Source organism: Polycladospora coralii (genome assembly GCF_014773435.2).
GTDB classification, from domain to species: domain Bacteria; phylum Bacillota; class Bacilli; order Thermoactinomycetales; family Thermoactinomycetaceae; genus Polycladospora; species Polycladospora coralii.
Map to the genome: position 1 here is coordinate 335,638 of NZ_JACXAG020000001.1, position 13,146 is coordinate 348,783.

General features: G+C 41.0%; 16 protein-coding genes and 1 other annotated feature (1 of these 17 only partly in view). Of the genes, 5 read left to right on the forward strand and 11 right to left on the reverse strand.

The window, feature by feature from the left end; genetic code table 11:
- Positions 1-55 precede the first annotated feature (55 nt).
- Both IC619_RS01740 and IC619_RS01745 read right to left on the reverse strand, forming a co-directional pair.
- Positions 56-1,000 carry a protein kinase family protein gene (locus IC619_RS01740; protein ID WP_191138391.1) on the reverse strand — a complete coding sequence of 315 codons (945 nt, stop codon included), beginning with the start codon at positions 998-1,000 and terminating at the stop codon, positions 56-58.
- Between the two features lie 15 nt (positions 1,001-1,015).
- Entirely contained in the window at positions 1,016-1,552 is a 537-nt protein-coding gene (locus tag IC619_RS01745) for a LysM peptidoglycan-binding domain-containing protein (protein WP_191138392.1), read from the reverse strand.
- Positions 1,553-1,749: 197 nt separating this feature from the next.
- Between IC619_RS01745 and IC619_RS01750 the strand changes: the two genes are divergently transcribed.
- Genes IC619_RS01750 through IC619_RS01760 form a run of 3 tightly spaced genes read left to right on the forward strand, consistent with a single transcriptional unit; the run spans position 1,750 to position 4,461 of the window.
- A complete protein-coding gene (locus IC619_RS01750; protein WP_191138393.1) occupies positions 1,750-2,562 on the forward strand; it encodes a GDSL-type esterase/lipase family protein in 813 nt (270 codons plus the stop codon).
- Complete coding sequence (locus tag IC619_RS01755) at positions 2,559-3,497, forward strand: ATP-binding cassette domain-containing protein (protein WP_191138394.1); 939 nt, start codon at positions 2,559-2,561, stop codon at positions 3,495-3,497. Before IC619_RS01750 ends, IC619_RS01755 begins: the two co-directional genes overlap by 4 nt.
- A complete protein-coding gene (locus IC619_RS01760; RefSeq protein ID WP_191138395.1) occupies positions 3,478-4,461 on the forward strand; it encodes an ABC transporter permease in 984 nt (327 codons plus the stop codon). The genes IC619_RS01755 and IC619_RS01760 overlap by 20 nt, the downstream gene beginning before the upstream one ends.
- A 53-nt stretch (positions 4,462-4,514) precedes the next feature.
- On the opposite strand, the gene IC619_RS01765 is transcribed toward IC619_RS01760, so the two are convergent.
- Both IC619_RS01765 and IC619_RS01770 read right to left on the reverse strand, forming a co-directional pair.
- Entirely contained in the window at positions 4,515-5,573 is a 1,059-nt protein-coding gene (locus IC619_RS01765) for a YncE family protein (protein WP_191138396.1), read from the reverse strand.
- Between the two features lie 130 nt (positions 5,574-5,703).
- Positions 5,704-6,750: a YncE family protein gene (locus IC619_RS01770; RefSeq protein ID WP_191138397.1), complete on the reverse strand. Its 1,047-nt coding sequence runs from the start codon at positions 6,748-6,750 to the stop codon at positions 5,704-5,706.
- A gap of 315 nt (positions 6,751-7,065) precedes the next feature.
- Here IC619_RS01770 and IC619_RS01775 point away from each other — a divergent pair, with 315 nt between their 5' ends.
- Complete coding sequence (locus IC619_RS01775) at positions 7,066-7,938, forward strand: patatin-like phospholipase family protein (RefSeq protein WP_191138398.1); 873 nt, start codon at positions 7,066-7,068, stop codon at positions 7,936-7,938.
- Here IC619_RS01775 and pheA read toward each other — a convergent pair.
- Both pheA and IC619_RS01785 read right to left on the reverse strand, forming a co-directional pair.
- Positions 7,891-8,805: a prephenate dehydratase gene (pheA, locus tag IC619_RS01780; protein WP_213260795.1), complete on the reverse strand. Its 915-nt coding sequence runs from the start codon at positions 8,803-8,805 to the stop codon at positions 7,891-7,893. The genes IC619_RS01775 and pheA overlap by 48 nt on opposite strands.
- A gap of 159 nt (positions 8,806-8,964) precedes the next feature.
- A complete protein-coding gene (locus IC619_RS01785; RefSeq protein WP_191138400.1) occupies positions 8,965-9,408 on the reverse strand; it encodes an ACT domain-containing protein in 444 nt (147 codons plus the stop codon).
- An 83-nt stretch (positions 9,409-9,491) separates the two neighbouring features.
- Here IC619_RS01785 and IC619_RS01790 point away from each other — a divergent pair, with 83 nt between their 5' ends.
- Entirely contained in the window at positions 9,492-9,962 is a 471-nt protein-coding gene (locus IC619_RS01790) for a low molecular weight protein-tyrosine-phosphatase (protein ID WP_191138401.1), read from the forward strand.
- Positions 9,963-10,074: 112 nt separating this feature from the next.
- Here IC619_RS01790 and obgE read toward each other — a convergent pair whose 3' ends face one another.
- From obgE to rplU, 5 genes are all read right to left on the reverse strand, one after another.
- Positions 10,075-11,379, reverse strand: coding sequence for a GTPase ObgE (gene obgE, locus IC619_RS01795; RefSeq protein WP_191138402.1), 1,305 nt, complete (start codon positions 11,377-11,379; stop codon positions 10,075-10,077).
- A gap of 23 nt (positions 11,380-11,402) precedes the next feature.
- A complete protein-coding gene (locus IC619_RS01800; protein WP_191138403.1) occupies positions 11,403-11,969 on the reverse strand; it encodes a Spo0B domain-containing protein in 567 nt (188 codons plus the stop codon).
- Positions 11,970-12,093: 124 nt separating this feature from the next.
- Positions 12,094-12,402, reverse strand: a complete 309-nt coding sequence (rpmA, locus tag IC619_RS01805; protein WP_191138404.1) for a 50S ribosomal protein L27 — start codon at positions 12,400-12,402, stop codon at positions 12,094-12,096.
- A 32-nt stretch (positions 12,403-12,434) separates the two neighbouring features.
- The gene (locus IC619_RS01810) at positions 12,435-12,764 is read right to left on the reverse strand and encodes a ribosomal-processing cysteine protease Prp (protein ID WP_191138405.1); all 330 of its coding nucleotides are present in this window, start codon (positions 12,762-12,764) and stop codon (positions 12,435-12,437) included.
- Entirely contained in the window at positions 12,765-13,076 is a 312-nt protein-coding gene (gene rplU, locus IC619_RS01815; protein ID WP_191138406.1) for a 50S ribosomal protein L21, read from the reverse strand.
- Positions 13,077-13,086: 10 nt separating this feature from the next.
- Positions 13,087-13,146: a sequence feature (ribosomal protein L21 leader region), on the reverse strand (it continues 20 nt past the right edge of the window).

A 13,146-nucleotide genomic window follows, 5' to 3' on the forward strand; every position in this document is an offset into this window, starting at 1 on the left:
CATACCATAAACCCTTAGGCGTACCAATAGATAGGCAAAACACGAATCTTCGTCATCAAATATTCAAACGGGCTATTGCTTGATTCCAACGATCGAAGTGATTGGAAATTTTATGTAAGTAATGGAGGGAACTATCCCAGTTATACCCCGCTTTACGCTTAGCAAGCCCGATACTTTCTCGATAAAACTCATTGGGAAAAGAAAGCAAGATATGATAAATCTTTTTTTCCAATGTGGTTAACGGCAAAAAAGATTCATAGGATTGCATGATTTCATTTAAACATTCCATATCCCAATCATTTTCTGCTAGCATACGAGTCGATATTTGAAAGTAATCTCCTAATTGCAAATCATAGTCAGCGGTCTCAAAATCAATCAACCAGACCTTTTCCCGGTGATCGACTATCCAGTTATGACTCGCAAGATCACGATGTGCTAAGCAATTTCCCATTCGATAACTGTTGGTAAGGGGAATGATCGGATAATGGGAGAGTCTCTTCCAAGTATGCACACCAGCCTTGTAATGTTTTTCCCCTACTCTTCTTAATATCCTGCTCAAATCTTCCGGAAAGTGGTTCATATTGCACATCACCTGATAAAACTGAAGCAGACGATAATACAAACGATGATAAAGCAAGAAGGACGCCCCCTCTACAGGCGGCGTCTTCAATCCGCGTCCTAAATGATGAAAACGGGCAAGTGTACGTATCATCTTCTTAATATCATTTTTATTGGAATAATTCCCGGTACGACTCTCAATAAAAGGCGTTAGAAACCATGTTTGATCGTCTGATTGAATGGTTAACATAGCCTGAAATCCGCGCAATCGGAGCTCCTGATCTATGTTTAGCCACCAGCTCGCATACCTTTTATTCGCTATTTTTTTGGCAATCCATTTTCCGGATGCTGTATCGATACACCAATTTCTACGATAGGGTTTGATATGATGAACTTCTGACTTGATTAACTTTTCCATTTCAACATAGTCAGGTGCTTCCATCCTTTACTCCCTTCATTATCCTTCAGTTGAGGAACTTTCTTTGCGATAGATCAAGGCCTGCTCCATATGCGTCTGAGGATGGGCCACCGGATTAGCATCATAATAGGGATAAGATACCGGTTGTGGCTGAAAAGGCATGGGTGCTGGATAATAAGGCATTTGAAAAGGAACCTGATTCATAACACCAGCTTGATCCGATACAAAAGGTAGTGGCGGAGGCGGTGGCGGCATGATACCATAATGAAAGAATGCATGAGGATCTATTGGTGGAAAAGCCTCTTCTTGCCTCTGTTGATCATCATTACTTTCTCGTGCTTCGAAAGTCTCTGGCACTTTAGACTCTTCTTCGACATCCGGCTCTAAATAAGTGTGTGTCGGCTCCGATGGCGCAATCGAAACTTTTCCTGTAGGAACACGAATTTTCGTACCTGCTTCCAACTGATCATGGTCTTCGATATGGGGATTTGCTTCTAAAAGACGCTCAACGGGCATTTTGTATTTTAATGCCACTTCTGAAATGGTATCCCCGGAGCGAGCGATATGAATTTTCAATTGACAACCCTCTTTTCATTCTGTCGGTTCAATCTATCCTATGCAGAGGCCTAGTAATAATTTCTTCACATTACCAACAATATGAGTAAACCGTATACATATGCGTGAAGGAAGAAACAGACAACCCGTTTGACCGTTAAATACACATTAGTCAAATCAACATGCTTGGGTCAGAATATGATTAAGGAGAATTTACCATGAAAAAAAGACGCCTCAATTGGACCAGCCTATTATTTCCCCTGTCTGCGCTCTGTTTTATTGTCTTAAGCTTCGGCTTTTTTCTGTCAACACAAGAATTGTTTAAGACCACAGACCAGCCAAAAAGTAGTGGAAATGTGCAAGATCAAGGCTCAAAACTTCAGGATTCTGATCTTTTCATGCTCGGACTTGGAGATTCATTAACACGCGGAATTGGTGATAAAACAGGAGATGGCTATTTTGATCAGGTGAAAAAAACGCTTCAAGCAGAAAAGAAAGGCACTTTAAGTAGTGTCAATCTGGCTATAAGTGGTCAAACCTCTTCTGAACTCGTCAAGCAAATGAAACAAGAAAAAGTGCAATCTTTGATTAAAAAAGCAGATTGGATCACCATTACAATTGGTGGAAATGACTTATTTCGTGGGAGTGGTCGTTTAGAGTCGATCGACCTGAAGTCTGCCAATCAAAGTAAGATCCAATATGAAAAAAACTTACATATGATTTTAGACACCATCACCTCTTTAAATCACGATGCGGTTGTGTATGTCTTCGGTCTCTATAATCCGTTTTCGGATCTAGCGGATGAAAAAACTTCAAGTGCTTTAGTTGCTGAATGGAATCTTGCCATCCAGCAAAGAGCAGCCGACTATGATCGTGTTGTGATGGTTCCTACTTTTGATCTCTTCCAATTACAACCCAATGCTTATTTGTATAGTGACCATTTCCATCCGAATCAAGCCGGCTATACACGTATGGCCAATCGTCTCATACCATTATTGCAGGATCACCCTGGGGAGGATACATCCAAGTGACAAATCCAACAACACTTTTATCTGTTTCCAATCTCACCAAAAAAATTGGCAAGCGGGAAATTGTCCATAATCTTAATTTTAATGTCCAGCCGGGAGAAGTATACGGTTTTTTAGGCCCTAATGGCGCAGGGAAAACCACTACGATTCGTATGCTGGTGGGACTTATTCGCCCCACTGCGGGAACCATCCAAATTAATGGCTATGATTTACAGCGTCAGTTTATACCTGCTATCCGCCAAATCGGGTGTATTGTAGAAAATCCTGAATTGTATCCTTACTTAACGGGTATGGAAAATATGCGTTTATTTGCCCGCATGATGAAAAATGTCTCACAAACCAAGATTGATGAAGTGATTCGCTTAGTCGAACTAGATCAACGCGTTCATGATTTAGTCAAAACCTATTCTTTAGGCATGAAGCAGCGACTTGGAATCGCACAAGCCTTACTTGGAGATCCGAAGTTGCTCATTTTAGATGAGCCCACCAATGGCTTAGATCCTGCCGGGATTCGTGAATTACGTACGTTTATCCGGATGCTGGCCACCGAGAAAGGAATCAGCGTTTTTGTTTCCAGTCACATTTTGAATGAAGTCCAATTACTATGTGACCGTGTAGCTATTATTCATCATGGCCGTATTGTCAAAACAGGACCGGTCTCTGACTTAATTGACCAACATCCACAAGTCGAGTGGACGGTAGACGAATGGGAACAAGCCCAAACATACTTTAAATCACTTCCGTATATTACAACGATTCAGAAGCGCGCACACAATATACTCCGTGTACAAATGCCGCTCGAAAAAATAGCAGAGACAAATGCAAAGCTCCTACAAGAACAACTACATGTAGTCGGAATTCGCCCCTACCAACAAACCTTAGAAGATATCTTTTTAGCGATGACTGGAGGCCAAACAGATGATTCCGCTAATCTATAATGAATGGCTCAAAATGGTACGAAAAAAACGGATTTGGGTGATCACTCTCATCCTACTCGTCCTGATACCGATTTTCACTTATGCTCAATTCCGCACCATTCAACAAACTGTGGCGGAGATGGGTACATCTGACTGGCGTGCACTCTTGCAACAACAAATCATCGACCAACAAAATCGACTTTCGTCCAGTCGTTTGCCAGAAGAGTGGCGGGATTGGATCAAATTAAGTATTCAGCAACAACAATACTACCTCGATCATGATATTAACCCGACAGCACCGGGTGCACCTACCTTCGTACGGAAATTTATAGAAGAATCCGTCTCGCTGTTTTTACCGCTACTTGTTGTCGTATTGGCAGCAGATATCGTATCGTCAGAACATACAGCTGGCACGATCAAATCATTGTTAACTAGGCCTGTTCAACGATGGAAAGTCTTATTGAGTAAATACTTGGCCCTCCTGCTATCCATTTCTGTGCTGATGATGATTACCGCCATACTCAGTTACCTAATCTCAGGTGTCATCTTCGGCTATCAAGGCTGGAATATGCCAGTCTTAACAGGTTTCCAAGAACAGAATGGACAACTCATCACCAGCTTTGTCCACCTGGTACCCCAATGGAAATATATTTTAATGGCATATGGTCTTGCTTGGTTTACCTGTGTGGCAGTAGGGACCCTTTCCTTCATGGTATCCGTCCTCGTTAGAGGTACAGCTGCCAGTATGGGCGTTATGCTCGCGGCAGTCATTTCCGGTAGCTTACTGGCGCAGTTAGCACCTACGTGGAGCATGTTAAAATATTTCGCCTTTACGCATCTGCGACTGACTGATTACTTATCGGGCAAACCCATTCTCATAGAAGGAATGAGCTTATCGTTTTCGATTCTAGTCTTATCCGTTTGGTCGATTTTGGCGATTTTGATTGCCTTTATCACCTTCCAACGTAGAGATGTACTCGCATAAAAAAACCTCCAATTGTTAGTCATCTAACAATTGGAGGTTTTTATATCTCCATTCTATGGCGTAATCGCTAACGCGATTGGATTCCCCCCTAATTTTACAGTTGAAATTACCTGATTTGTTTTAGTTTCGATCACAGTGACCGTTCCTTCACCTGGGATGGTACCCAACTGACTGTTCGCGACATATACATAACGCCTATCCGACGTGATCCCAAGAGAGAATGGAGCTGAACCTACTCTTACAGTTGCAATAATCTGATTCGTCTTGGTCTCAATTATAGAAAGCGTATTTCCACCTAAATTGATAGCATACACAAATCGGTCATCAGCCGTGATCACAAGAGCAGATGGTCTGGAATCAACGCCTATTGTTGATATGACTCGATTGACCTTCGTTTCAATCACAGATACTGTGTTTTCATCTGAATTGGTCACAAAAACATACTTGCCATTAGGTGTGATCTCCAGATCAGATGGACTTTCCCCCACCATAATAGTGGCGATGACTTTTTTCGTCTTCATATCAATGACGGAGACTTGATCATCTCTCGAATTACAGATATAGGCATACCGTCCATCTGATGTGATTCTGATATTGGCTGCAAACCCGCCTACCCTTATCGTTGACATAACTTGATGCGTTCTCGTTTCAATCACGGTTACAGAAGCTACAGCAGAGTTAATGCTTGAATTTGCAACATATACATATTGATCGTCTGGTGTGATCGCTATAAAGAGCGGTTCAGCCTCCACTTGAACGGTTGCTACTACGCGATTATCTTTTGCATCGATCACGGTGACCGAATTACTTTGATTATTAGCTACATAGATCCATTTTCCATCATGCGTGATCATGATGGGCTTAGTTGGAATCTCTTCAAACGATAGCGAACCCACCTCTATCAGTGCTGTTACGCTGTGGTCCTTTGTGTCTATAACCGTCACATGGCCAGGAGTGCCTTCACATAATATATAACCGTATTGCCCATTGGGTGAAAGAACTAACGCCAATGGAGGTCCTCCAACCGCAATATTTGAAATAAGTTGATTTACCTTTGTGTCAATGACGGATACTCTGCTCCCGCCAAAATTCGCAACATACACAGATGACATCGATCTACCTCCTTTTAATCATATTGCTTTATGAATTGTTATAGATCAAACAACGTCTTATGTTTAATTGCTAAGCAGCAGAAAACCTTGCAAATCATCTCCGCAGTTTCGTCAGGTATTCATATTGTTTTCATGGTGTAATCGCAATAACTCTAGGGTTACTATTAATTAAGGTTTTAGCAACAATCCGATTTGTTTTCGTATCAATTGTATACACAGCTCCAGAACCAGCATCATTACTAATTGTATAAACATACTGGCTATCCGGTGTTATCCTAAGATCGATTGGACTGGGTACTGAAATCGTCGCAACGACACGATTTGATTTTGTCTCAATAGCGTATACCCGGCCATGCATACTCTCCAGTATATAAACCCATTTATTTTGTGGGCTAACAGCTAATCGCAAAGATCCACTTCCTAAATTGAACTTACCCATAATCGTATTTGATTTAACGTCAACTACAGTCACTTCTCCGTTTCGTGAAGTGATATATGCATATCGGCTATCTGACGTGAAAGCGAAGAGAAATGGTTCTGTCACGTTTAATTTCGATATAAGCGCATATGTTTTGGAATCAATCACCAATACTTCATTGGTGAAGAGGCTTATGTATAGAGATTGCCCATCTGGGGTAAGAGCTAGTCGATTAGCAGCAATATTGCTTTTTGATAAAATATTAATTACTTTATTCGTCTTGATATCGATCGTTATCACTTGATTGGGACTTGAGGTAGCAATGTATGCAAATTGACTATTTGGAGAAATTCTAATTTCTTGAGCATCACCACCAAACAAGAGCGTGCCGATCAAATCATGAGTCTTGGTACATATCACAGCCACTAGGGTGTTTATACTCCGTACTACAATATACACATATCTTCCATCCGGAGTTACTGCAATCAGATTTTTGTTGTTAACATTAATTCCATTTCCTACAGGAATGCGGATGTTAGCAATCCGTGAATGGGTTTTCGTGTCAAATACAGCTACATTGCTAAAAGGAGTAAAAAGCAAAAAACTCACTATATATACGAATTGTCCGTTTGGCGTAACTACAATACCGTTTCCATCCCCCGCATTTGTTACTTGGTTTACGGCAATAAGCGCGTGTGTTTTTGTGTCGATCACTGAAACTTGCCTATTGGTAGCACTTAACACATAAACATAGCCCATTTCTATTCTCCTTTACCGAATAAGAAACTTGAATAGAAAAATATATGTCAAGTGAATTAAAAGTATGCATGAGCCAGTAAGTCTTGTTTAGAAGGTTCATCCTCATTCCTATCCATTTTCAGTATAATCTTATCCGATTTGTTCTATCGTTTGGTTGACCAAACTGCAAAAACGATATGAACGAACTTATATCAAAAATATCTTAAAGCGATCGTTCTCCTAAAAAAATATGCAATTGAATCCTAGGATTCGCTTGCATATTTTCAGCCGAAAACCTCATGCTAATCCTATTAAGAACTGGATAGGGTGGGGTCTATGCAAAATGTGGGATTAATCTTGCAAGGCGGTGGAATGAGAGGCGTATATACGTCCGGAGTGCTTGATTTCTTTATGGAGAATCAACTCTTTTTTCCATATGTGGTCGCGGTATCCGCTGGTGCTTGTAATGCTGCGGCTTATTTATCTAGGCAACCTGGGTTTGGAAGAAGAATGTACCTCGATCATCTGCAAAGTAGTAAGTCAGTCAGTTTAATGCGATGGTTCACCAAGAAAAGTGTATTTCACATGGACTTCATTTTCGAAGAAATTCCAACCAAAATTGATCCGCTTGATTTTGACACACTTTTTAATGCAAAAGAACAGTTATGGGTAGGTACAACCGACTGTGAAACGGGTAAGTCATTATTTTTCAACCATAGACAATGTAAGCAAATTTTTCAAGTCGTAAAAGCATCTTGTAGTTTACCGATTATTACACCCATCGTCGAGTATGAAGGAAGGAAGTTATTGGATGGTGGCATTGCAGAACCCATTCCCATCGAAAAATCGCTGATCGATGGAAATGAGTTTCATGTGATTGTACTAACTAGCCAATTTGAATATCTCAAACGACCTCTTATCAATCGCTGGTTTCTATCTTTTTTTTATGCACAGTATCCAGAGCTTGTACAAGCCCTCATTGACCATCATGAGAAATTTTTAAAAAACATAAAGCGCATTCAACAATTAGAGCAACAACAAAAAGCCTTTATCATTCGACCGAGTGTACATATTTCCCTTAGTAGTATTCATAATCAACGACAAAAGCTAACTTCCCTGTATGAAATGGGCTATCACGACGCCAAACAGCAATTTAGCCAGTTAGCTAATTGGCTTCATGATCAAATGCCCGTCTCCACTTTTCATTAGTTGGTCGTAAATCCGACTGGGATATGCGCCCAAGATGCGAACATCGCATTGTAAATCCTTAATTTCTGTGATTACTTGTATCCAATCAGTAGCATCTGCAGGTAACTCGCAGTCAATCCAAAAAAAATAATTTCCAAGACCCGTTTTAGTTGGTCTCGATTGTATATAGCAAAGGTTGAGGTTTTTCCGTGAAAAAAGAGCTAAGATTAGTGCTAACGCTCCAGGATAGTCTGCAGGCAATGTCAGAAGCATGCTTAATTTCTCATTTTGGTTTGTTGCATGCCAATTGACTGGACGATCCCCAATGACCATAAACCGGGTATGATTATTTTCATAGTCCTCAATACCTTGTTTGTAGACGCTCAGTTGGTTGAGTCTAGCAGCATCTGCCGTTCCAATCGCCAGCCATGCTTCCTCTGGCTGTTGTCCAATTTGCATCGCTGCATGTGCTGTGCTTTCGGTATATACCATTTCAGCATGAGATAAATGATCTCTAATGAAATGTCTACACTGCGCAAGTGCTTGTGGATGTGAAAGTACTTTCGTAAATGATGTAAGCGGAAGATTGGAGTAGCTTGGATGTACAAGCAATGCATGATGAATTGGAAAGATGAATTCTCCCTGTATGGGTACATGAACGTGGTGAATGAGCCAATCCATCGTGACATGTACAGTTCCTTCAATACCATTTTCAATCGGCACAACGGCATAACTTATTTCTTCATTCGAAGTGATTGCTTGAATGGTATCCGGGATATTTGAAAATGGCATACTGTGATGGTGAGGGAATAAAATATTTGCAACTTGATGTGTAAAGGTTCCCTCCGGTCCTAAATATGCAATCACGTCAGCTCTGCTCAACTTCATTTCCTCTCTTCTCTATGCAATAATAAAAATGAATCATTTATGCATGTTCTATACTTAATTAGAATGATAATACCTTACATTTCTTTTCTATGCAATTAAAATGATGATACTTTAGGTGGTTTTTCTTTACAATTAATATGATGATACCTTATGCAGTGATCACGATCCTGTTCCTATAATGGTTACGCGTATCAGTCCGGGTAAGGCCCTTAAACCACCTATCACTTGATTTAAACTCATCTTCATCTGCCCAATCTCAATGGATATTGAAACATTTGCTTCACCTTGTAAGGGAATCGTTTGATGAATCGTAAGTACATTGACACCATTTTCTGCTAGATATCCTAAAATCTGAGATAAAACGCCTGGTTGATTTTCCAGTGTTAAGGATAAATTAATCATTTTTTCTTTCACCAATTCATCAAAAGGAAAAATATGATCTTTATATTTGTAGAATGAACTACGGCTCATTTCTACTTGGTCAACACCTTCCTGCACAGTAGAAATGAGCCCCATTGCTAGCAGTCGTTTCACTTCCAGCGTTTTTTGCATCACGTCCGGTAAACAACTTTTTTTCACAAGTACAAGTGGATCATTAGACATCTCAATTTCTCCCTTCTACTCAATTAGGTTATGATGAATAGTGTCGATCATCGACATCTATTATTTTGGAAGGAGTTTCAATCATGATTTCAGTTCTCTTTGTCTGTCTAGGTAATATCTGTCGTTCCCCTATGGCCGAAGCTGTTTTTCGCAACCAATTACAGCTGGCACATTTAACCTCTCATATTAAAACGGATTCAGCTGGTACTGGAGACTGGCATGTGGGTCAACCGCCACATGAAGGGACACAAAAAAAATTACGCGCTGAGGGGATTTCAGTAGATGGCATTTATGCACGACAAATCCATCCAGATGATCTTAAAAATTTTACTTATATCGTCGTCATGGACCATTCTAATTTTGAAAACGTTACCCAACTCGCTTCTGGAGCAACCTCTTCCATTCATCATCTAGTCGATTTTATTCCCGACACCTCTTATCGTGAGGTACCAGACCCTTGGTATACCGGTGATTTTGAAGAGACCTATTCGCTTGTCACACAAGGCTGCACTGGCCTACTCGCGCATATTCGCAAAAACAACCCTATCGATTAATCAAAATACACGACGGTCGAATAAAAAATTCTTACAAATCAGCACATCTAACGCAACACAAATCATTTGTAAGACAAAAGTGGGAGCCATTTTACAGCTCCCACTCTCCACTTTAAGAAAAATCAATTGAATCGGTCAGCTCAAACTCTAGATCACCAATTCGAATCGTATCCCCTTCTTTAGCACCACGTTGTCTCAGTGCATCTTCAACCCCCATCTGCTTGATGGTATTGGCGAAACGAAGAATACTATCATGGTAGTTAAAGTTTGTCATTAAAATTAACTTTTCAATGCGTCGCCCTTCTACAATGTATTCTTCATTCTCCTTACGTATTGTAAACGGCTTCTCTTCCTCACTCTTATACGTTTTATGTTCCGGTAACACAGCTTGTTCTGAAACAATCGTCACGATTCCTTCTTTCTCGGCTTGATCTAGCCGATCTGCTACTGCATAAAGTAATTCCTTAACACCTTGATGAGTCGCAGCGGATATAGGAAAGACAGGAATATCTGGACCTACATGTGCTTTAAAAAGCGCCAAATGATCTTCTGCATCTGGTAAATCCATTTTGTTAGCTGCTACAATTTGTGGACGGTGCTCGAGATCATGACGATATCGTTTAATCTCTTCATTAATCTGCTCCCAATCTTGTACAGGGTCGCGTCCTTCTGAACCAGCCATATCAATCACATGCACCAATACTTTCGTACGCTCAATATGACGCAAAAATTGATGTCCTAGACCCACACCTTCATGTGCACCTTCGATCAATCCTGGTAAGTCAGCCATGACAAAGCTCCGTCCATCATCAACCTGAACCACACCTAAGTTGGGAACCAGCGTTGTAAAGTGATACGCACCAATTTTAGGACGGGCAGCCGATACGACCGATAATAGTGTCGATTTCCCTACACTCGGGTACCCGACTAAACCGATGTCAGCTAATACTTTTAGCTCTAATTCAACTTCTCGCTCAACCCCTGGCTCTCCATTTTCAGCAATATCTGGTGCCGGGTTCGCTGGCGTTGCAAAACGGGTATTCCCTCTCCCACCACGACCTCCTTTCGCAATAATTGCCCGCTGTCCTTGATCCGTTAAATCAGCGATTAATTCACCACTATCCAAATCGCGTACAACTGTACCTGGAGGAACTTTTACGATTTTAGATGCCGCAGCTTTTCCATGTTGTGATTTTGAGCGTCCATGTTCGCCTCTCTCTCCTTTAAAATGGCGTTGATAGCGAAAGTCCATAAGTGTCCGTAATCCTTCATCAACTTCAAAAATCACATCACTTCCTTTTCCACCGTCACCACCTGCAGGTCCCCCATTTGGAACATACTTCTCACGGCGATAAGCAACCATGCCGTTGCCACCATCGCCACCTTTAACAAATATTTTTACTTTATCGATAAACACCTATTTCACCTACCTAAGTCGATTCATAAAGCGATTCTTAAAACCGTTTTTTCATCAGCTAAGCTGACGGATCCCGTATGTTTTCTTATACAAGTTTCTAGTCTCTCCCATTCCATAGGAGAAAAATCAAAAATCACTGCTTGCTGACCTGTTGTTTGAACGATGACATCCATATACATGTCATCTCCAATAGATTCTAAATCTATCATTAACTGTTCCCACCCCATGTTACCGTCATCTTGCCTTTCTAACCATGGAAGTAGGGTTTGAATGACATCAAGCATACGTTTCTGTAGTGGAATGTCCGTAAAAGGCAACGCGACATGAACCGAGAGATGAATCAGCCAGCGACGATAATGTTGTTTTAATAAAAGTAAGGTGACCGCCAGCGGTGCATATGAAAACTGTGCCAGCTTTCGTTCTGTTTCTGCTTGCGCACACAGTTTATGTAAATACGCCTTTATCCGCTCCGGCTTGTCCATACTTTGATACCCCAATAAAACTTGAACGTGATTCATGAGATCATGGCGCTGATTCGCCAAGATATCTTGAATCACCGCTGCTGTACTTTGGGTTAGTGGTTTGCTCATGAGTAGCCTCCGAATGGTAGAATGGTATACTTTCATTTATCATCATTCTTACGATTCGTATACAAAAAGCCCTTTTCCTGCACACAGTCAGAAAAAGGGCTTTCCCATTATCAGATGCTTCAAGTTAAGCTTGAGCTGCTGCAACCTCAGCTTGTGCTACTGGGTAGATGCTAACACGTTTTTTATTACGTCCAAGACGCTCAAAACGCACGACACCATCTTCAGTTGCAAAAAGGGTGTCGTCTCCACCTTTACCCACATTTAAGCCAGGGTAAATCTTTGTTCCACGTTGACGCACTAAAATGTTGCCAGCTAAGACAAACTGTCCATCTCCGCGCTTAACGCCTAAACGCTTCGATACGCTGTCACGACCGTTTTTAGTAGAACCTACCCCTTTTTTAGATGCGAAACATTGAAGATTAAGTTTAAGCATGATATCCACCTCTTTCGATTCACTAATTTAAATTACCACTCGCTTATTTTAACATAAGACGGGAACTCATCCGCTACATTTTGAAGCGATAAAAACATGGCTTCTAATAATAATCGAATAGAAGCTTGTTTTTCAGAGGATAATCGGTCTGGAAGTTGACAATCAATCTTACCGTTGCCATCATCACTCGCATGTACCTGCACATCAAACATCTGCTCAATGGCATTCACCATCCCGATGGAAATACCAGAGACAGCTGCACAGACAATGTCTTTACCTGATTGATCATATTCGGCATGCCCAGTAATGCGTATCCGTTCCATTCGATTCTCATGGTCTCGCTTCACACGTATCCGAATCATTTACGCCTCGATGCTATCGATCACGACTTTAGTAAACGGCTGGCGATGACCTTTTTTACGTTTGTAGTTCTTTTTTGGTTTATATTTAAACACAGTAATTTTTTTCGCTTTGCCATGTTTAACTACTTTACCCGTAACTTTAGCGCCATCTAAAACAGGTGCACCTACTTTAGTTTCACCATCTTGGCTTACGAGCAATACTTTGTCGAATGTAACTGCTTCGCCTTCTTGGGCATCCAATTTTTCAATAAATAAGACACTATCTTTTTCTACACGGTACTGTTTACCGCCTGTTTCGATCAATGCGTACATGTCAATCCTCCTCGATATAGAGACTCGCCATGATGAGGGAGACCGACTAAAGTTGGTCTTTCACCCTATC

Coding starts and splice junctions, on each gene's coding strand:
- IC619_RS01750 (WP_191138393.1), top strand. CDS start 1,750: ATGAAAAAAAGACGCCTCAATTGGACCAGCCTATTATTTCCCCTGTCT.
- IC619_RS01800 (WP_191138403.1), bottom strand. CDS start 11,969: ATGAGCAAACCACTAACCCAAAGTACAGCAGCGGTGATTCAAGATATC.
- rpmA (WP_191138404.1), bottom strand. CDS start 12,402: ATGCTTAAACTTAATCTTCAATGTTTCGCATCTAAAAAAGGGGTAGGT.
- IC619_RS01810 (WP_191138405.1), bottom strand. CDS start 12,764: ATGATTCGGATACGTGTGAAGCGAGACCATGAGAATCGAATGGAACGG.
- IC619_RS01785 (WP_191138400.1), bottom strand. CDS start 9,408: ATGTCTAATGATCCACTTGTACTTGTGAAAAAAAGTTGTTTACCGGAC.
- pheA (WP_213260795.1), bottom strand. CDS start 8,805: ATGAAGTTGAGCAGAGCTGACGTGATTGCATATTTAGGACCGGAGGGA.
- IC619_RS01770 (WP_191138397.1), bottom strand. CDS start 6,750: ATGGGCTATGTTTATGTGTTAAGTGCTACCAATAGGCAAGTTTCAGTG.
- IC619_RS01740 (WP_191138391.1), bottom strand. CDS start 1,000: ATGGAAGCACCTGACTATGTTGAAATGGAAAAGTTAATCAAGTCAGAA.
- IC619_RS01765 (WP_191138396.1), bottom strand. CDS start 5,573: ATGTCATCTGTGTATGTTGCGAATTTTGGCGGGAGCAGAGTATCCGTC.
- IC619_RS01760 (WP_191138395.1), top strand. CDS start 3,478: ATGATTCCGCTAATCTATAATGAATGGCTCAAAATGGTACGAAAAAAA.
- IC619_RS01775 (WP_191138398.1), top strand. CDS start 7,066: ATGCAAAATGTGGGATTAATCTTGCAAGGCGGTGGAATGAGAGGCGTA.
- rplU (WP_191138406.1), bottom strand. CDS start 13,076: ATGTACGCATTGATCGAAACAGGCGGTAAACAGTACCGTGTAGAAAAA.
- IC619_RS01790 (WP_191138401.1), top strand. CDS start 9,492: ATGATTTCAGTTCTCTTTGTCTGTCTAGGTAATATCTGTCGTTCCCCT.